Annotated in this window: 14 protein-coding genes; 10 read left to right on the top strand and 4 right to left on the bottom strand. The window is 64.9% G+C overall.

Going from position 1 to position 18,692, the window contains the following annotated elements; all coding sequences use genetic code 11:
* Positions 1-20 precede the first annotated feature (20 nt).
* Positions 21-995, top strand: coding sequence for an SRPBCC family protein (locus tag NX862_RS08325; RefSeq protein WP_264493424.1), 975 nt, complete (start codon positions 21-23; stop codon positions 993-995).
* Here the strand turns inward: NX862_RS08325 and NX862_RS08320 are convergent.
* Entirely contained in the window at positions 937-2,160 is a 1,224-nt protein-coding gene (locus NX862_RS08320) for a cation:proton antiporter domain-containing protein (RefSeq protein ID WP_264493423.1), read from the bottom strand. The genes NX862_RS08325 and NX862_RS08320 overlap by 59 nt on opposite strands.
* A gap of 205 nt (positions 2,161-2,365) precedes the next feature.
* Here NX862_RS08320 and NX862_RS08315 point away from each other — a divergent pair, with 205 nt between their 5' ends.
* The 7 genes from NX862_RS08315 to NX862_RS08285 all read left to right on the top strand — a co-directional run bounded on the left by NX862_RS08315 (position 2,366) and on the right by NX862_RS08285 (position 11,486).
* Entirely contained in the window at positions 2,366-3,187 is an 822-nt protein-coding gene (locus tag NX862_RS08315) for a DMT family transporter (protein WP_264493422.1), read from the top strand.
* A gap of 61 nt (positions 3,188-3,248) precedes the next feature.
* On the top strand, positions 3,249-4,004 hold the full coding sequence (locus NX862_RS08310) for a CatB-related O-acetyltransferase (RefSeq protein ID WP_264493421.1): 756 nt from the start codon (positions 3,249-3,251) through the stop codon (positions 4,002-4,004).
* A 166-nt stretch (positions 4,005-4,170) separates the two neighbouring features.
* Positions 4,171-6,309, top strand: coding sequence for a polyribonucleotide nucleotidyltransferase (pnp, locus tag NX862_RS08305; protein WP_264493420.1), 2,139 nt, complete (start codon positions 4,171-4,173; stop codon positions 6,307-6,309).
* A gap of 61 nt (positions 6,310-6,370) precedes the next feature.
* Positions 6,371-7,414, top strand: coding sequence for a rhamnan synthesis F family protein (locus NX862_RS08300; protein ID WP_264493419.1), 1,044 nt, complete (start codon positions 6,371-6,373; stop codon positions 7,412-7,414).
* A gap of 136 nt (positions 7,415-7,550) precedes the next feature.
* Entirely contained in the window at positions 7,551-8,684 is a 1,134-nt protein-coding gene (locus NX862_RS08295; RefSeq protein ID WP_264493418.1) for a rhamnan synthesis F family protein, read from the top strand.
* Positions 8,685-8,808: 124 nt separating this feature from the next.
* On the top strand, positions 8,809-10,107 hold the full coding sequence (locus NX862_RS08290; protein ID WP_264493417.1) for a D-amino acid dehydrogenase: 1,299 nt from the start codon (positions 8,809-8,811) through the stop codon (positions 10,105-10,107).
* Positions 10,108-10,190: 83 nt separating this feature from the next.
* Positions 10,191-11,486: a CorA family divalent cation transporter gene (locus tag NX862_RS08285; RefSeq protein ID WP_264493416.1), complete on the top strand. Its 1,296-nt coding sequence runs from the start codon at positions 10,191-10,193 to the stop codon at positions 11,484-11,486.
* A 77-nt stretch (positions 11,487-11,563) separates the two neighbouring features.
* Here NX862_RS08285 and NX862_RS08280 read toward each other — a convergent pair whose 3' ends face one another.
* On the bottom strand, positions 11,564-12,220 hold the full coding sequence (locus NX862_RS08280) for a peroxiredoxin (RefSeq protein WP_264493415.1): 657 nt from the start codon (positions 12,218-12,220) through the stop codon (positions 11,564-11,566).
* 228 nt (positions 12,221-12,448) lie between these two features.
* On the opposite strand from NX862_RS08280, the gene NX862_RS08275 reads away from it, so the two are divergent.
* Both NX862_RS08275 and NX862_RS08270 read left to right on the top strand, forming a co-directional pair.
* A complete protein-coding gene (locus tag NX862_RS08275) occupies positions 12,449-13,885 on the top strand; it encodes an aldehyde dehydrogenase family protein (protein ID WP_264493414.1) in 1,437 nt (478 codons plus the stop codon).
* 141 nt (positions 13,886-14,026) lie between these two features.
* Entirely contained in the window at positions 14,027-15,976 is a 1,950-nt protein-coding gene (locus tag NX862_RS08270) for an FAD-dependent oxidoreductase (RefSeq protein ID WP_264493413.1), read from the top strand.
* Positions 15,977-16,067: 91 nt separating this feature from the next.
* Here NX862_RS08270 and NX862_RS08265 read toward each other — a convergent pair whose 3' ends face one another.
* Positions 16,068-16,595: a hypothetical protein gene (locus NX862_RS08265; protein ID WP_264493412.1), complete on the bottom strand. Its 528-nt coding sequence runs from the start codon at positions 16,593-16,595 to the stop codon at positions 16,068-16,070.
* Between the two features lie 121 nt (positions 16,596-16,716).
* Entirely contained in the window at positions 16,717-18,582 is a 1,866-nt protein-coding gene (locus NX862_RS08260; protein WP_264493411.1) for an acyl-CoA synthetase, read from the bottom strand.
* Positions 18,583-18,692 lie beyond the last annotated feature (110 nt).

Here is an 18,692-nt window from a genome sequence, read left to right as displayed (position 1 = left end):
GCTTTGGCCAGTCTGGCGCCATGACCCATCTGCGCCGACGCCTTGGATTTGCCACGCTTGCCGCCCTGCTTTATGCGGGCCTCGGCTATCTGATGATCTGGGCCGACCCGACCCCCGGTGCCATGCCCTTTGTCGTGGGCCTTGTCCTGCTGCCCATGGGGCTGGCCGCGATCACCACGGCTCTGGCCAATCCCCTGGGTGAGGGCCGCATCTGGAAGGACATCTTCCGCGCCTGGATCGTGCTTTGCGCCGCCATCGCCCTGTCGGCCGTCCTTTTTGGCGAGGGCGCCTTGTGCCTGGCCATCGCCTCGCCCGTGCTGTTGGGCTTTTCGGCCTTGGGCGCGGTCCTGTCGCATCTGATGCTGCGCCGTCTGGCGCCCGCGACGGTCAGCGGGGTCTTCTGCCTCATGCCCTTTGCGCTTTTGCCGCTGGAGCCGCATTTCACCTGGCAGGCCAGCGCGGGCCGCGTCACCACCGTGATCGAAATCGACGCCCCGCCCGCCGAGGTCTGGCGCCACACCGTCCAGATCCCGCAGATCGACGCGGGCGCCCTGCCTTGGACCGTCAGCCACAACCTTTTGGGCCTGCCGCAGCCCATCGACGCAAGGCTTGCCCCGGGCTCAGGCGTCCGGCAGTTGCGCTGGACGCGGGGCATCGCCTTTGAGGAGGTCATCACCGATTGGCAGCAGGACCGCGCCCTTGCCTGGACCTTCCGCTTTGACGCGACCTCGATCCCGGACGAGATCGACCGCCATATCCAGGTCGAAAGCCGCTATCTGCATCTGGAGGGCGGCGGTTACAGGCTGGAGCCTCTGGGCCAAGGCACAAGGTTGACCCTGACCACCGATTACGTCGTGACCTCGCCGTTGAACGCCTATTTCAAGGCCTGGGGCGACCTGATGTTGAACGACTTTCACCACGTCGTCCTGTCGGTCATCAAGGAGCGGTCGGAGGGGGCGCCAACCGGTCGATCAGGCGAAAGGCCAAAGGGTTGACCAGGATCGACAGGATCGAGCCCGCCACGACCAAAGCCACGGCTTCGGGCGGGACCAGCGCCAGGTTCACCCCCAGCACGATCAGGATGAAAGAGAACTCTCCGATCTGCGCCAGGCTGGCCGAGATGGTCAGCGCCACGCCCCGGTCATGGCCAAAGGCGCGGACGATGGCATAGGCCACGGCCGATTTGCCAAGGATGATGATCAGCACCGTCGCCAACAGCGTCAGCGGCTGTTCCCACAGGATCGCGGGGTCAAACAGCATCCCCACCGAGACAAAGAACAGCACCGCAAAGGCATCGCGCAGCGGCAAGGTGTCCTTGGCCGCCTGGGTCGCCAGCTTGCTTTCCGCCAGGACCATGCCGGCGAAAAACGCCCCCAGCGCGAAACTGACGCCGAACAGCTTGGCCGAGCCATAGGCCACCCCCAGCGCAATCGCCAGAACCCCCAGCCGAAACAGCTCTCGTGAGCCGGTATGGGCGGTGTAATGCAGCACCATGGGAATGACGCGCCGCCCCAGGACCAGCATCACGGCGACAAAGACCCCGACCTTGACCGCCGTCAGCCCCAACGTCAGCCAAAGGGGCTGCACCCCCAGCGCGGCCACAAGCCCCCCCGCCTGGCCCTCGACCTGCCCCCCCAAAAGCCCGGCCATGGGCGGCAAAAGGACCAGGGTCAGCACCATGGCCAGATCCTCGACGATCAGCCAGCCGACCGCGATGCGGCCCTTTTCCGTGGCGACCTCACGGCGCTCTTGCAGCGCGCGCAGCAGCACAACGGTCGAGGCCACCGACAGCGACAGGCCAAAGACCAGACCCGCGCCGGGGCTCCACCCCAGGGCCCAGGCCAGGCCCATGCCCATGACGGTCGCCGCCGCGATCTGGCCTATGGCGCCGGGAATGGCGATGGCGCGCACCGACAGCAGGTCGCGCAGGGAGAAATGCAGCCCCACGCCGAACATCAGCAAGATCACCCCGATTTCGGCCAGTTCAGTCGCAAGCCCGGCATCGGCGACAAAGCCCGGGGTAAAGGGGCCGACACAGATCCCCGCCGCAAGATAGCCCACGATGGGCGGCAGGCGCAGCCTTTGGGCGATCAGCCCGAACAGAAAGGCAAGGCCAAGGCCAATGGAAATCGTGGCAATCAGCGGCGTGTCGTGGGGCATCGGTCCTCCGTTTCACCGCAAGGTAAGCAGGATGGCCGGGCGATCAACCGCAGCAGGCCGGATTTCCCCCCGGCGGGGGCGTTTTTCCGCGGGCTCCACCGTTTGCGCCCGCCAAAGCGTCGCAAACGGCGCCTGTGTTACGGGCACAGGGCCCGAGATTGGCGCGATGCAACGCCCCTGGCTTTTTCCGCTTTTGTCCGCCGCCATGATCATCGCCTGGTCGGGCGGCTTCATGGGCATCCGCTTTGCCACCCAGGAGGCGGCGGTGGAGACGATGTTGTTCTGGCGATCCCTCGCTTCGGGGTTGATCCTGTTGCCCTTTGCGCTGCGCGGGCCTGCGGTGTCGTGGCGGGCCTTGGGCGAGCAGGGGATTTTGTCGTTTCTGGGGATGTTCCTGTATCTGGGCGGGTTTTCCTGGGCCATCGCGCTGCGGGTGCCGACGGGGCTGGTGGCGCTGATGGCCGATCTGGTGCCCTTGGCCATCGCCGCGCTGGCCTGGCCGATGCTGGGGCAAAGATGGACCGGGCGGCAAGCCCTGGGCACCGCCATCGGCATCGGCGGCGTTGTCCTGACCTCGGCCGATGCGGTGACGCTGGGGGGCGCGCCGGTCTGGGCCTATGGCTTGCCGGTCCTGGGGATGGTGACGTTTGGCCTGGCGACCGTGCTGCAAAAGCGCCGCCCCAGCCTGACCATCGTGCAAAGGCTGTGCCTGCAATGCCTGTGGGCTGCGGCCTTCTTTGCGCCCTTTGCGGCCTTTGGCGGAGGCCTGCTGCCGCCGCTGACCTGGGTGTCGTTGGGCGGCCTCGCCTGGCTTGTGCTGGTGGCGACGCTGGCGGCCTGGGGGATCTATTACCTGTGCCTGCGGCTTTATCCGCCGAACCGGGTGGCGGCGGTGATCTATCTGTCGCCGCCCCTGACGATGGTCTGGGCGCATGTCGTCTTTGCCGAGCCGCTGACCCTGACCATGGCCGCGGGCCTTGTGATCACGCTGGGCGGGGTGGCGCTGGTTTCGGGCCGCGAGGCTTAAACCTTTCATCAACCATGGCCTGCTAGACCCATCCCAAAGCAAAGAATTTGCCGAGGATTTGATGAAGCACGTCAGCCTGCCCATGAACGACCGCTTGCGGGACTTCCTTTGGGAAAAACACATCATCCCCAAGCCGTGGCAGCGCAAGTCGCTGGCCGATGTCAAAACGCTGCTGGTGCCGCCCGGCCTTGCGGTCGAACCGATGACCCGCCACGTCTTTCGCCGGCCGGAACAGGCGCTTGTCCTGTCCTCGGCCAAGCATATGACCTATCTGCATTCCTCCCTGCCCCGGACCCGGCTGGGCGCCTATTGCTCGGTGGCGCTGGGGGTGATCGAGATGGGCGACACCCATCCGACCGAACGCGTCTCGACCCATCTTTACAGCTATGAGCCCTATTATCAGCACCTGTCGGGCCTGGCGCCGCAAGATTACCGCGCCCATGCCGAGTTTCGCTCGATCCCGCCGGATGTGATCGTCGGCAATGATGTCTGGATCGGGGCGGATGTGGTCTTGAAGGGCGGCATCACGATTGGCGACGGCGCGGTGATCGCGGCGCGGGCCGTGGTGACGCGCGATGTCGAACCCTATGCCGTGATGGGGGGGATGCCGGCCAAGCTGATCCGCCATCGCTTTCCGGCCGAACTGCGCGCCCGGCTTTTGGCGACGAAGTGGTGGGATTACCGGCTGCGCGATGTGGCCTCCTTTCCGTCCGAGGACCCTGCGGCCTTTTGCGACGCCTTCGAGGCGGCCCGCCCCGGCCTGACGCCGCGGCGGGCCCAAGTGATCACGGTTCAGACCCTTCAGGCCCTGGTGTGACGCGATCAGCCCGCTTCCCAAAGCCGTCGTTTTGGTGTAAGCGCGGCCCATCTGCGACGTGAGGCCCCACCCCCGGGCCCGTGCATCAGGATTGGGGGCGGCGGCAATGGGGCCGCCAGATATGCGGGGGCACTGGCAGGGGCCGGGCTTCCAGAGGATACGACAGATGTTCAATGAAACCAAGAAATCCATCCAGTGGGGCAATGAAACGCTCACGCTGGAAACGGGCAAGGTTGCGCGTCAGGCCGATGGCTCTGTGATCGCGACCCTGGGGGAAACCTCGGTCATGGCCAACGTGACCTTTGCGAAATCCGCAAAGCCCGGCCAGGACTTCTTCCCGCTGACCGTGCATTACCAAGAGAAATACTATGCCGCGGGCAAGATCCCCGGCGGCTTCTTCAAGCGCGAGGCCCGTCCTTCGGAAAAGGAAACGCTGGTTTCCCGCCTGATCGACCGTCCCTGCCGTCCGCTGTTCGTCGAGGGTTTCAAGAACGAAGTCCTGGTGATGGCGACCGTCCTGTCTTGCGACCTGGTCAATGACCCGGACGTGGTGGCAATGATTGCGGCCTCGGCTGCGCTGACCATTTCGGGCGTGCCCTTCATGGGCCCGATCGCGGCGGCCCGCGTTGGCTTCGCCAATGGCCAATATGTGCTGAACCCGGCCATGGACGACATGACCCAGCTGCGTCTGAACGCCGAACAGCGTCTGGATCTGGTCATCGCCGGCACCAAAGACGCCGTGATGATGGTGGAATCCGAGGCCTATGAGCTGACCGAAGAGGAAATGCTGGGCGCCGTGAAGTTCGGCCATGACGCGATGCAGCCGGTGATCGACCTGATCATCGACCTGGCTGAGGGTGCCGCCAAAGAGCCCTTCGACTTCCAGGCCCCCGACATCTCGGCTTTGTATGCCAAGGTGAAGACCGCTGGTGAGGCGTCGATGCGCGCCGCTTTCGCGCTGCGCGACAAGCAAGAGCGCACCAATGCGATCAGCGCGGCGGCCAAGGCTGTTGTCGCCTCCTTGTCCGAAGAGGACCAGAAGGACATCAACCTCGGTTCCGCGATCAAAAAGCTGGAATCGTCGATCCTGCGCGGTGACATCATCAACGGTGGCGCCCGCATCGACGGCCGCGACAACAAGACCGTGCGCCCGATCGACGTGGAAACCGGCATCCTGCCGCGCACCCATGGTTCGGCGCTCTTCACCCGTGGCGAAACCCAGTCGCTTTGCGTGGCGACCTTGGGCACCGGCGAGGATGAGCAGATCATCGACGCGCTGAACGGCAACTACCGGTCCAACTTCCTGCTGCACTACAACTTCCCGCCCTATTCGGTCGGCGAAGTGGGCCGCGTGGGTTCGCCCGGTCGTCGTGAAATCGGCCATGGCAAGCTGGCATGGCGCGCGCTGCAAGCGGTTCTGCCGGCGGCGACCGACTTCCCCTATACGGTCCGTCTGGTCTCGGAAATCACCGAGTCGAACGGGTCCTCCTCGATGGCCACCGTTTGCGGCTCGGCCTTGGCCATGCTGGATGCGGGCGTGCCGCTGAAGGCCGCGGTTGCTGGCGTCGCCATGGGTCTGATCCTGGAAGACGACGGCAAATGGGCCGTGCTGACCGATATCCTCGGCGACGAGGATCACCTCGGCGACATGGACTTCAAGGTTGCGGGCACCGCCACCGGCATCACCACGATGCAGATGGACATCAAGGTCGCGGGCATCACGCCGGCGATCATGGCTCAGGCCTTGGCTCAGGCCAAGGACGGCCGCCTGCACATCCTGTCGGAAATGGCCAAGTCGATCACCGGCCCGGCCAAGTTCTCGGCCTATGCGCCCAAGATCGAAACCATGTCGATCCCGACGGACAAAATCCGTGAAGTGATCGGCTCGGGCGGCAAGGTCATCCGCGAGATCGTGGAAACCTCCGGCGCCAAGGTCGATATCAACGACGACGGCACGATCAAGATTGCGTCCTCGGATGCAGCCGCGATCAAGCGCGCTTATGACATGATCTATTCGATCGTGGCAGAGCCCGAAGAAGGCCATATCTACACCGGCAAAGTGGTGAAACTGGTCGATTTCGGCGCCTTCGTGAACTTCTTCGGCAAGCGTGATGGTCTGGTCCATGTGTCGCAGATCGCCTCCAAGCGGTTGAACCACCCGAACGAGATCCTGAAAGAGGGTCAAGAAGTGAAGGTCAAGCTGTTGGGCTTTGACGAGCGTGGCAAGGTCCGCCTTGGCATGAAGATGGTCGATCAGGAAACCGGGCTGGAAATCACCCCGGAAAAGGAATCTGCCGAGGGCTGATTCTGGCTTGAAGACGACGGGCAGCGGGCCAAGGTCCGCTGCCCTTTGCATTGGAGGCGTCATGCGATTTGACAAGCTGCGCGTCAGGCGCGAATTGCGCCGGATCTATCTGCAGCTGCGGCTTTGGCCGGATGCCTGGGCGGCCGCCCGCCGCAAAGCCCGCCATGACCGCGACAAGCCCTTTCGCATCACCCAAGGCGCACAAGGCCCCCAGGCCGATGTGGCGATTTTCCTGCTGTATCAACCGAAGGGGCTTTTGGCCTCGACCTATGCGACCTGCCGCCATCTGACGGAAAAGGGCTTTGCGGTGATAGCGGTCAGCAATGTGCCGCTGTCGGACCATGACCGCACGGGCCTGACGGCCGTCGCCCACCGCGTGATCGAAAGGCCGAATTTCGGCTATGACTTCGGCGGCTATCGCGACGGGGTGCTTCATGTGCTGGAGACCGGGACCATACCGGACAACCTGTTGATCCTGAATGACAGCATCTGGTTCCCGGTGTTGCAAAACGACCTGTTCCTGGACCGGCTGCGCGCGCAAGAGGCCGATCTTTACGGCCCGATCCTGCACAAGGGCCACCTGCAATCCTATATGTTCAGCTTCAAGGCGCGGGTCGTGGCCTCGGCCCATTTCCGCGATTACTGGCAGAACCTGCCCCTGACCGACAACAAGGTCGGCGTCGTGCGGGGGGGCGAGATGAAGATGACCGGCCAGATCGCCGCCGGCGGCTTTACCGTCGCGGCCACGGCGACCACGCAAGATATGGTGGCGGCCATCACCGCCCTGCCCGATGCCGACCTGGCCCGCATCCTGCGCTATGACCTGGACAACGACACCGGCCTTGGCCGTGGGTTGCGGGGCCTTGACCTGCAAAGCCCGGGTTGGGCCGATGCGGCGCGGGCGCGGGTCCGGGCGCTGGCGGGCAAACGCTATCTGCTGAAGGACCATCCCGACCTGCTTTTGGGCGCCTTGGCCCTGCCCATCCTGAAAAAAGACCGCGCGCCGCAATATGTCCGGCAAAGGCGGGACCTGGCGCAAGGTGCGCTGCAAAGCCGCCTGGAGCCCGCGGTTTTGGCCGAAGTCAAGGCATGGGACCGCCGTTAACCCTGCCGCCGCGGGCAGATGGCTTGTCAAACCCCGCGCGCTATGCTTCACCGCAGCAAAACCGATAGCCATTCAAGTCGAGATAGCCATTTTGCCCCCAGTCTGGAAAATCAAACGAGAAATCAAACGCATCGGGATGCAGGCGCAAGACCTTTTTGCGCGCACACAAGAGCGTCTGGCGGAAAGCGGCCTGAACATCGGCAGCGCGGCTTCAAGTAGATCAAGCCAGGTTAAGGCGCGTTTGCAAAGCCGTATCTACACTGGTGCAATGGCTATCGAGTCCAAGGCTGCGCTATACCTGATCTTTCCAGCGCAAGGGGTCTTGGCCTCGCATCTGATTGCACTGGATTACCTGAACGCCTGCGGCTACGCGCCCGTCGTGATTTCCAATCTGCCGATTGCGCCCGAAGACCTGCCCTTGTTGCAAGCCCGTGCCGCCATCGTCGCCGAGCGGCCGAATTTCGGCTATGATTTCGGCGGCTATGAACATGGCATCTACCTTCTGCGCGCCCATATGGCCGGGCTGGAGCGGCTTGCAATTTTCAATGACAGTTCCTGGTTTCCGATGGACCCGACCGTCAACTGGTTCGACATGGCCGAGGCTTTGGACAAGGACCTGGTCGGGGCCTATGCCCACGAGGCCGTCGACTTCCGCGGCGTTCATGACCTTCGAGATTTGGCTTGGGACTGGAACACAAAGAACAAATTTTTCCACTACTGTTCCTTTGCGCTGTTGTTGAAGGGGCCAGTCCTACGCTCGAAGGCATTTAGGCGTTTCTGGACATACTATCTGGCAACGGACGATAAACATCGCACCGTCTTGCGAGGAGAGATTGGCTTGACCCGGCGGCTGGTCGATGCGGGCTTCAGTCACGGGGCGACTTGGCCGACCATTGATCTGCCCGCCCAAATAGCAGCACATGATCCTGAAATAGTTCGGCAGCTTGTGTCCGAACGGATACACACTGAAAGCGACTACTATGACCGTCTCTTTGATGGTCTGAAAGGCGCTGATCCAGAAATGACGAGCCGGATTTTTTTGGGCTTGGTGGCGAGACAAGGCCCTGCTTACAGCCTGGCCGCCCATGATCTTGCCTTCCGTCAGGGGCAGTTCGTCAAGAAGGCGCCGCTGAAATGGTCGGCCTCTGCGGCCCGGGCGACGCTGGCCATGCTGCGCCGCACCAAGGGCGCCGAGGTCTTCTTGGCCGAGGCCGAAGAGGCCCTGGCCCGCGGCGAATCTGCTGCGTCGTCACAGGATCAGGCCGGATAATTTCCGGCCACTTCGGCATTTCACGCAAGATTTCACCGCTCAGCACCCCCGCCCCGCCGATCTTTGCAGCAAAACGACAGGGCACCTGCCCTATCCTGTCGCCAACAGCGAACAGGAGTGCATCATGCGTGTCGTGGTTCTTGGGGCCGGTGTGATCGGCGTGACATCGGCCTGGTATCTGGCGCAGGCCGGGCATCAGGTGACGGTGGTCGACCGCCAGCAGGGCGCGGCGCTGGAGACCTCTTTCGCCAATGCCGGCGAGATTTCCCCCGGCTATGCCTCGCCCTGGGCCGCCCCCGGCATCCCGATGAAGGCGGTGAAGTGGCTGTTCATGCGCCATGCGCCCTTGATCATCCAGCCCAATTTCGACTGGACGCGGCTGGACTGGATGGCGCGGATGCTGGGGAACTGCACCCAAGCCGCCTACAAGGTCAACAAGTCCCGCATGGTGCGGCTGGCGGAATATTCCCGCGACGCGCTGCGCGACCTGCGCCGTGACACCGGCATCGCCTATGACGAACGCACGCAAGGCACGTTGCAGCTGTTTCGCACCGAAAAGCAGGTGCAGGCTGCGGCCAAGGACATCGAGGTCCTGAAGGCCGATGGCGTCCCCTATGAGGTCCTGTCGCCCGAGGCCTGCCTTCTGCATGAACCCGGCCTGGCCGCCAGTTTCGACAAGATCGCCGGGGGCCTGCGTCTGCCGGGCGACGAGACGGGCGATTGCTTCAAGTTCACCAATACCCTGGCCGATCTGGCGCGGGCGGCGGGCGTCACCTTCCGCTATGGCGTCAGCATAGACCGGCTGGAGCGGCAGGGCGACCGGATCGCCGCGGTCCAGACCTCGGAAGGCCGGATCACGGCGGATGCCTTTGTGCTGGCGCTGGGGTCTTATTCGCCCTTCCTGGTGCGGGAATTCGGGATGAAGCTGCCGGTCTATCCGATCAAGGGCTATTCGATCACCGCCCCCATCGTGGACGAAAGCCGCGCGCCGGTGTCGACCGTAATGGACGAGACCTATAAAATCGCCATCACCCGTCTTGGCGACCGCATCCGTGTTGGCGGCATGGCGGAAATCGCAGGCTTTGACGCGCGGCTGAACCCGCGCCGGCAAGAGACGCTGACCATGTCGGTCGAGGACCTGTTCGGCGGCGCGGCCGATCAGTCCAAGGCGACCTTCTGGAGCGGCCTGCGTCCGATGACGCCCGATGGCACGCCCATTGTCGGGGCCTCGCCGCTGTCGAACCTGTGGCTGAACACCGGGCATGGGACCTTGGGCTGGACCATGGCTGCGGGCTCGGGGCGGGTGATTGCCGACCTGATCTCGGGGCGGACGGCGGATATCGACGCCTCGGACCTGGGTCTTGCCCGTTATACCCGCCCCAAGGCGCGGGCCGCGCAGGTCCTGCATCCCCAAGCCGCCTAAGCGCTTGACAGGGCGCCTGCCGCCCTGTTCAACCGCAGGAAAAGCCGGGACGCGAGGTGGGCCCCGGCACGCGAGGTGGGCCTATGTATCTGGATTCCGTGCGCGATCTGCTTCGCAAGCAAAAGCTGGTCGAGGGCCTGACCCGGGCCCAGGCCGGCGCCCATCCGGCCGCTTTGGATTCCGCGACCGAAAAGCAGCAACATGGCGAGATCGAGAATTTCCTGGCCAAGCTGGCGGTTGCCGATATCGTCGAAATCTTTGAAAGCCTGACGCCCGAAGAGGCCGCTCAACTGTGGCCGCGGGTGCCTGCGGGGCGGTCCACCGATGTGTTGTGGGAGGTCTCGGACGAACTTCGCGACCGGCTGGAGGATGTGGCAGGGCCGCGCCTGGCGGAAACCAAGGTCTCGATCTTTGAAATCGAGGGCGGCCGCATCCGCCCGCATCCGATCAAGTCGCGCAAGGACCTTGAGGGGCGCAAACCGGTCTGGATCGACCTCTTGAACGCTTCACCAGCCCAGCGCGCCTATATCGGCGAGTTCTACAAGCTGGAGCTGCCCGACCCCGGCGACGAAGTGGACCTGGAGGTCGCCAACCGCTTCCATGTCGAGGAAAACGGCGCGCTGGCGCTTCATTCCAACTTCCTGCTGGACCGTGGCGGCAAAAGCCGGTCGATCCCGGTGTCTTTCCTGCTGCATCAAAAGATCCTGTTTTCCCTGCGCAACGAGGATTTGCCGGTCTTTCGCCTGCAGCGCCGCCGGGCCGAGACGGTGCCCTTCTATGCCGAGGATTGCTTCGACCTGCTGTTGTCGCTTTATGGCTCGGACGTCGAATATTCCGCCGACAGCCTGGAGGACATCTACAAGACCCTGTCCCGCGTCGGCAAACATGTCCTGTCCGAGACGATGACCGACGAAGAGGCCGCATCCGTCCTGGCCGATATCGCCGAGGAAGAGGACCTGAACGGCCGCATCCGCAGCAACATCATGGACACCCAGCGCGCCATCGTTTTCCTGATGCAGGCCAAGGTGCTGGAGGACGAACATATCCAGTCGGCCAAGCAGGTCTTGCGCAATATCGACAGTCTGAACAGCCACACGGCCTTTCTGTTCGACAAGATCAACTTCCTGATGGATGCGACCATCGGTTTCATCAACATCAACCAGAACCGCCGCGTGACGCAGCTGACCATGTTGTCGGTGGTTTTCCTGCCGATGAATGTGCTGGCGGGGATGGGCGGGATGTCGGAGTTCTCGATGATGACGGCGGGGGTGCCCTGGCCGGTGTCCTATGGCGCCTTCCTGGTCTGCACGGCGGCCATCGGCTTTCTGACCTACCGCGTGGTGCGCCGCGCCGACCGCATCAAGCGTGGGGCGAAATAGCGGCAGGCCTGCGGCGACCTGTCCACGACAAAGGGCGCGCCAATCGCATGGCGCGCCCCGTATTTCAGTCAGAGAGCTTACTTCGGCGCCTTGGCAAAGCGCAGGTAGGGCAGCTTGATATCCAGCGCGCCAAAACGCTCGGTCGCCTGGTCGTTGTTCAGGGCCAGGGCCACGATCACATCCTGACCCACCTGCCAGTTCGCGGGCGTCGCCAAGGGCACGCCGTCGGTCAGTTGCACCGCATCCAGCGCCCGCAGGATCTCGGCAAAGTTGCGGCCCACCGACATCGGATAGGTCATCGACAGCTTCACCTTTTTGTCGCGGCCCACGATATAGACCGTGCGCACCGTGGCCGAATGGGCAGGGGTGCGGCCCTCGGTCGGCAGATAGAATTCCGCCGGCAGCATGTCATAGGCCTTGGCCACCGTCAGCGAGGTGTCGTCGATGATCGGGAAGTCGGCAGGCGCGCCGCCAAAGGCCTCGATGTCGCGCTTCCATTTCGCGTGATCCTCGACCGAATCGACCGAGACGCCGATCACCTTGGTGCCGCGCCGCGCGAATTCCGGCACCAGCTGCGCCACGGCGCCGAATTCGGTCGTGCAAACCGGCGTGAAGTCGCGCGGATGGCTGAAGATGATCCCATAGCTGTCGCCCAGCCAGTCGTGGAACCTGATCTCTCCGGCGGTGGAGGGGGCGGTGAAATCCGGAGCGATGTCGTTGATGCGCAGACCCATGACGGCCTCCTTTTGCTGTCTCTGTCCCCTATCTAGCCAGAAGGCCCCGCCGATACACCCCCTTGGGTCAGTGCCGCCGCAGAAAAGAACCCGCTTCTGTGTGGGCCCCGGCCAAAGGAAAATCCCCCTCGTTTTGCCATGGCCGACAGGATTTGATCAAACCATGTCGCGCCCCGGCTGGACCTTTTTCCACCGCCTTCTATTCTGGCCCAAACAGGAGGCCCCCTCATGATCATTCGCCGTGACTTCTATATCGACGGGCGCTGGACCGCCCCTGCCGTGGCCCACGATTGCCCCGTCATCGACCCCTCGACCGAAGAGCCCTGCGCGGTGATCTCTTTGGGCGGCACGGCCGATACCGATGCGGCGGTGGCTGCGGCCAAGCGCGCCTTTCCGGCCTGGGCTGCGACCCCCCCGGCCGAGCGGCGCGCCGCGGTGGTCCGCATCCTGGCGCAATACGAAGCCCGCGTCGAAGACCTGGCCCGGGCGATGTCGACCGAGATGGGCTCTCCGATCGACCATGCCCGCACGGAACAGGCGCCCTGCCTGCCCTGGCATCTGACAAATTTCCTGACCGCCTTCGACCATATCGAATGGGTCAAGCCGCTTGGCCCCCATGCCCCCGACACGATGATCGCCCAAGAGCCCATCGGCGTCGTCGGCCTGATCACGCCCTGGAACTGGCCGATGAACCAGATCGCGCTGAAGGTCATCCCGGCGCTGCTGGCGGGCTGCACCTGCGTGCTGAAACCCTCCGAGGAATCCCCGCTGAACGCGATGATATTCGCCGAGTTCTGCCATGACGCGGGCCTGCCGCCGGGGGTGTTCAATCTGGTGAACGGCGATGGCGCGGGGGTCGGCGCGCGGCTGACCACGCATGAGGATGTGGCGATGATCTCGTTCACCGGCTCGACCCGGGCGGGCAAGGCGATCACCAAGGCTGCGGCCGAAACGCTGAAACGTGTCACGCTGGAGCTGGGCGGCAAAGGGGCCAACGTGGTCTTTGCCGATGCCGATGCCAAGGCGGTCGAACGCGGGGTGCGGCACATGATGGACAACTCGGGCCAAAGCTGCAACGCGCCCTCGCGCATGTTGGTGCAGCGGCCGTTCTACGACGAGGCGGTGAAGATCGCTGCCGAAGTGGCCTCCAGCATCCAGGTCGGCAGCGCGCATGAGGCGGGCGACCACATCGGCCCCGTGGTGAACAAGCGCCAGTGGGAGCAGATCCAGGGCTATATCCAGAAGGGCATCGACGAGGGCGCGCGGCTGGTGGCTGGCGGTCCGGGTCTGCCCGAGGGGTTCAACCGCGGGTTTTTCGTCAAGCCGACGGTCTTCGCCGATGTCGTGCCGGGCATGACGATCGAGAAAGAGGAAATCTTCGGCCCCGTGCTGGCGATGATCCCCTTTGACACCGAGGAAGAGGCCCTGACGATGGCCAATGACTCTCCCTATGGCCTGACCCATTACGTCCAGACCCAGGACGGCGCCCGGGCCAACCGGATGGCCCTGGGGCTGAAGGCCGGGATGATCCAGATGAACGGCAGGTCGCGCGGCGCTGGGGCGTTTTTCGGCGGGATGAAGCTGTCGGGCCGCGCGCGCGAAGGCGGCGTCTGGGGGATCGAAGAGTTCCTGGAATCCAAGGCCATCGGCGGCTGGGCGCTGTAAACGCGCAGGCCCGGGCTACGCTGCGACAGCAGAGCCCTGTTTCCGGCACGGTCGCTTGGGTGTCATCTGCGTAGCCCGGGTCTTGCCACCGGACTTGACACAGGTGTCTAGTCCGGTCAGCCTTACTCCAACGGAGGCCCCATGCACAAGCACCTGACATCCCCCCTGACGCTGCGCGGCCACAGCCTGCGCAACCGCATCGTTTTCGGCGCCCATACGGCGAATATGTCGGATATGGGCCTGCCGGGGCCGCGGGCCTTGGGCTATTGGCTGGAACGCGCCAAGGGCGGCGCCGCGATGATCGTGACCGAACCGGTGCCGGTCCATCGCACCGGGGTTCTGACGCGGGGCAACTATCTGCCGCAAGATGACGCCATCATCGCGGGCTTTCGTGCGGTGACGGATGCGGTCAAGGCCGAGGGCGCGGTGATCCTGCAGCAGCTTTACCACATCGGCGCGCATGGCGACAGCGACCTGAGCTTTGCGCCGCATTGGTCGCCCTCGGGTCTGCCGTCCTATCACGACAGCGACGGGTCGCACGAAATGACCGGCGCCGAGGTGCAAGAGCTGTTCGACGCCCATCTGGCGGCGGCGGTGCGCGCCCGGGATGCGGGGTTTCAGGGCGTCGAGATCTGGGCCGCCTACCACTCGCTGATCGACCAGTTCTGGACGCCGTGGAGCAACCGGCGGACCGACCAATGGGGCGGCAGCCTTGAAAACCGCACCCGGTTTTCCCGTGAGTTGATCGCCGCCATCCGCCGCGATTGCGGCCCCGATTTCATCATCGGCCTGGCGATTTCCTGGCAAGACAGCCCGGTTCTTCTGACCCAGGACGACTTCTGTCAGATCATCGCTTTGCATGACACCGGCGATGTCGATTACGTCACGGTGGGCGCCGGCGGCTATATGGATTTCGAATCCATCATCCCGCCCTTCACCCATGGCGAAAAGCTGACGACCCATCTGACGGCGCGGCTGAAAGCCCAGGCGCGGCATGTGAAGATCACCTCCGAGGCGGGGATACGCACGCCCGACAACGCCGAATCCGTGCTTTCGGCGGGCGAGGCGGACCTTGTGTCCATCGTGCGCGGCCAGATCGCCGATCCCTTTCTGGCGCGCAAGACGATGGAGGCGCGGGCCAGCGACATCCGCCCCTGCCTGTCGTGCAACCAGATGTGCTGGGGGCGACGGTCCCGCGACTACTGGATTTCGTGCCTGATCAACCCCTCGGCCGGGCGCGAGTTCGAATGGGGCGGGGATCGCTTTACCCCCGCCACAGGAGACCTGTTGGTGGTGGGCGCAGGCCCCGCGGGGCTGGAGGCCGCCCGCGCCGCCGCCGAACGCGGCATCCGCGTCGAGGTGGTCGAGGCCCTGCCCCAGATCGGCGGCCAGTTCCGTCTGGCGGGGATGCAGCCCCGGCGGGGTCAAATCCTGGACCTGATGGATTGGTATGAACGCCAATTCGACCGGCTGGGCGTGACGCTGCGGCTGAACACCTATCTGGACGACTTGGCGGACCATACCGCCGGGACGGTCATCATCGCGACCGGCTCTCTGCCCGACGAGAGCGGCTTTCAGCGCTGGCGCCCGCAAAGCGCCCTGCCCGGGATCGAAAATGGCCAGGTCTGGTCGCCCGAAGCCGTCATGCGCCGCGAGGCGCGGCTTGGTGACACGGTGATCCTGTATGACGAGGGCTCGAACTGGCGCGGTGTCGGCACCGCCTGGACCTTGGCCGAGCGCGGCCACAAGGTCATCATCGTCACGCCAGAGCCCTTTGTGGGCCGCGAGGTCGCCCGCACGGCAGCCGACGGCGCCGCCCGGCGCAAGCTGGCGGGTCTGGGCGTCGAATTCGTCACCGAAAGCGGCATCGCGCGCTGGCACGGGCAGGGGGCGACGGTGCGCAGCCTGTTGACCGGCGCCGAGCGCGAGATCGCCGCCGCCTCGCTGGTCATGGCGACGACCAACCGCAGCTTTGACCCCTTTCCCGCGCAGGTCCCCGGCAAGCGGCTGATCCGCGTCGGCGACGTGCAGGCCCCGCGCTTGGCGGCCTATGCCTTCCACGAGGGGCGAAAGGCGGCGCTGTCCCTGTAGCGACCGCCCCTCTTGCCTGTGGCGCGCCCCCTCCGACCGGATGGAAAGGCCCGCCCCAGATGGTTGGACGGCTCCGGGTGGTCCCAGGCGCCTATTTGAACGGATTGCCCGGGCTGGTGATCGCGTCCCCGCAATCCAGCAGCTTGGAGATCGAGGCCGACGACCCCGCCAGCGTGTAATCCTTGACCGGCGTCCCATCGCCCGACCGCAGATGCAGCGTCTTGCCCCGCGCCACTTCCACCACCAGATCCCCGGCATTGTCGGCCGCGGGCAGGTCGAACAGCACCGATTGCTTGTAAAGCTCCGCCGAGGTCAGCGACCAGGGCGAGCGGCGGTCGATCTCGACCTCCAGATCGGCCGTGTCGCCCTCGCCGAAGTCCCATTCCTCGGAATAGAACTGCAGCCGGATCGAGGCGTCCTGGAAGATCCAGATGGTAAAGCTTTCGCCCGGGTCGGCCACTTCGGCCAGGCAAGCATAGCTGCCGTCGTCAAAGCTGACGCCCTGAACGCGCCAGGATTTGTGCGTGAACAGCGTGTCGGTGCGGTCAGCCAGCGCCGGAGCCGCCGCAAGCCCCAAGCCCGCCACCAAAGCCAGACCGCCCAGCGTCGCGAATTTCATCTCAAAACCTCCCGGGTCAATTTGTGTCAGAATGAATCAGGCGTTGCGATTCCTGCAATGGGAAACTGCGAGAGAGGGCCGCTTTGCCGGGGGCTGCGACATCTGGTCCTCAGCGGGGGCTTCAGGCGGGCTCCCAGGGGGTCGCAAAGACGCCCAGGACCGCGGCGATATCCCCCGCACCGCTTCCCCCCGACACCCGGGCCACAAGGCCGCGCTTGCGGTCCTCGACCACGTCGACGACGCGGGCCGCAAGCCCCGCTTCGGTCAGGGCCGCGTCAAAGACCCGCGTGATGGCCGCCTTGCGCAGCTCGTTCTTCAGCACCTTGCCGACCGCGGTCTTGGGCAGGGCGGGCAGGATCTCGACATGTTTCGGGATGGCGGCGCGTTCGGTGATATGGGCGCGGCAATGGGCCTCGAGGGCGGCGGGCGTCGCCTCGGCGCCCGTCACCAGCTCGACATAGACGCAGGGCAGCTCGCCCGCAAAGGCGTCGGGCTGGCCGATTGCGCCGGCAAAGGCCACGGCGGGATGGCCGGCCAGGGCCTCTTCGATCAGGGCGGGGTCGATGTTGTGGCCGCCGCGGATGATCAGGTCCTTGGCGCGACCGGTGATATACAAATACCCCTCGGCGTCGATCCGGCCCAGGTCGCCGGTGCGCAGATAGGCGCCATGGAACAGGCCCGCGTTGCGCTCGGCCTCGACATAGGTGCCGCCCGGGATCACGCCGGGATTGCTGATGCAAATCTCGCCGATCTCGTCCGGGCCACGGTCAGACCCATCGGGCCCGGTGATCCGCACCTTGGTATGGGGAAAGGCGAAGCCCACCGAGCCGATGCGCTTTTCGCCATCGGGCGGGTTGACGGCCACCAGGCAGGTGGCTTCGGTCAGGCCATAGCCCTCGATGATCTGAACCCCGGTCGCCTTCTGATACCGTTGGAAAAGTTCAATCGGCAGCGGTGAAGACCCCGAAAACGTGCCCCGCAATGTTGAAATCTTCGCATCCACCGGACGCTGCATCAGCGCCGCCAAAGCCGTTGGCACCGCGATCAGATAGGTCACGCCCCAGCGTTCGACCAGCTTCCACAGGTTGTCAAAGACCCCATCGCCGCGATAGCCCGCGGGCGTCGGAAAGACCACATGACAGCCCGAGGCCACCGCCGACATCAGGATCGGATAGGCGGCAAAGACATGGAACAGGGGCAAGGGGCACAGCATCACATCCGAGGGCTTGAACAGCAGCGTCGCCCCCAGCCAACCGTTATAGACCATGCCCGAGACCCGGTGTTGCGCCACCTTGGGCAGGCCCGTCGTGCCGCCGGTGTGGAAATAGGCGGCGATCCTGTCCTCTTCGGGGTCGGCAAAGCCCAGGGTCGCGGCCTGCCCCGCCAGCGCCCGGGCGAAATCCATGACCCGCGCCTTGTGGCGGGCGGGGTTCTTTGGCCGCAACAGCCCGACGATCAGCGACTTGGGGAAACCCAGATAGGACGCAAGATCGACCTCCAGCACGGTCGTCACCCCCGGCGCCTCCTCCAGCGCCTTGGCCACCTTCTGCGGCACATCGGTGCGGGGAAAGGCCTTCAGCGTGACGACCACCTTGGCCCGCGTCTCGCGCAGGATGCCGGCGATCTGGCCAGGCTCCAGCAGCGGGTTGATCGGCGCCACGATCCCCGCCACCGCGCCGCCCAGCAGCGTCACCACGGTTTCCAGCGCGTTGGGCAGGACATAGGCCACCGTATCGCCCGGCCCGACGCCCAGACTGCGGAACAGGTTGGCCGCCCGCGTCACATCGGACAAAAGCTGATCCCAGGTCAGCGTCCGCGCCCGGTCCCCCGCCCCCGAGGTCAGCTGAAAACTGACCGCCGCCTTGCCGCCATGCGCCGCAGCCGTCCGCGCCAGGAACCGATGCATGGTCCGCGCGGTGCCCAGGCTCTCCCAGGGGCCCTGCGCCTCGATGGCCAAAAGGTCCGCGCCGTTGCGGAAATCCGCCATAGTCTCCTCCCCCGTCTTGGTCCCATGCCATCTCCCGTGGCCTGATCCCAAGATGGGGGAGAGCCCGACATTTGCCAAGCAACTCCTTGCGCGCGGCGGCTCGGGCGCGT

The sequence above is a fragment of the Stagnihabitans lacustris genome (assembly GCF_025950525.1).
Lineage (GTDB): Bacteria > Pseudomonadota > Alphaproteobacteria > Rhodobacterales > Rhodobacteraceae > Stagnihabitans.
Note: the sequence above shows the minus strand (reverse complement) of the source record. Positions and strands in the feature narration are given on the sequence as shown.

Excerpts from the sequence above, each read along its gene's own strand:
- NX862_RS08325 (WP_264493424.1), top strand. The coding sequence starts at position 21 with ATGACCCATCTGCGCCGACGCCTTGGATTTGCCACGCTTGCCGCCCTG.
- NX862_RS08275 (WP_264493414.1), top strand. The coding sequence starts at position 12,449 with ATGATCATTCGCCGTGACTTCTATATCGACGGGCGCTGGACCGCCCCT.
- NX862_RS08270 (WP_264493413.1), top strand. The coding sequence starts at position 14,027 with ATGCACAAGCACCTGACATCCCCCCTGACGCTGCGCGGCCACAGCCTG.
- NX862_RS08290 (WP_264493417.1), top strand. The coding sequence starts at position 8,809 with ATGCGTGTCGTGGTTCTTGGGGCCGGTGTGATCGGCGTGACATCGGCC.
- NX862_RS08315 (WP_264493422.1), top strand. The coding sequence starts at position 2,366 with ATGATCATCGCCTGGTCGGGCGGCTTCATGGGCATCCGCTTTGCCACC.
- NX862_RS08310 (WP_264493421.1), top strand. The coding sequence starts at position 3,249 with ATGAAGCACGTCAGCCTGCCCATGAACGACCGCTTGCGGGACTTCCTT.
- NX862_RS08320 (WP_264493423.1), bottom strand. The coding sequence starts at position 2,160 with ATGCCCCACGACACGCCGCTGATTGCCACGATTTCCATTGGCCTTGGC.
- NX862_RS08260 (WP_264493411.1), bottom strand. The coding sequence starts at position 18,582 with ATGGCGGATTTCCGCAACGGCGCGGACCTTTTGGCCATCGAGGCGCAG.
- NX862_RS08300 (WP_264493419.1), top strand. The coding sequence starts at position 6,371 with ATGCGATTTGACAAGCTGCGCGTCAGGCGCGAATTGCGCCGGATCTAT.
- NX862_RS08280 (WP_264493415.1), bottom strand. The coding sequence starts at position 12,220 with ATGGGTCTGCGCATCAACGACATCGCTCCGGATTTCACCGCCCCCTCC.
- pnp (WP_264493420.1), top strand. The coding sequence starts at position 4,171 with ATGTTCAATGAAACCAAGAAATCCATCCAGTGGGGCAATGAAACGCTC.
- NX862_RS08265 (WP_264493412.1), bottom strand. The coding sequence starts at position 16,595 with ATGAAATTCGCGACGCTGGGCGGTCTGGCTTTGGTGGCGGGCTTGGGG.
- NX862_RS08285 (WP_264493416.1), top strand. The coding sequence starts at position 10,191 with ATGTATCTGGATTCCGTGCGCGATCTGCTTCGCAAGCAAAAGCTGGTC.
- NX862_RS08295 (WP_264493418.1), top strand. The coding sequence starts at position 7,551 with ATGCAGGCGCAAGACCTTTTTGCGCGCACACAAGAGCGTCTGGCGGAA.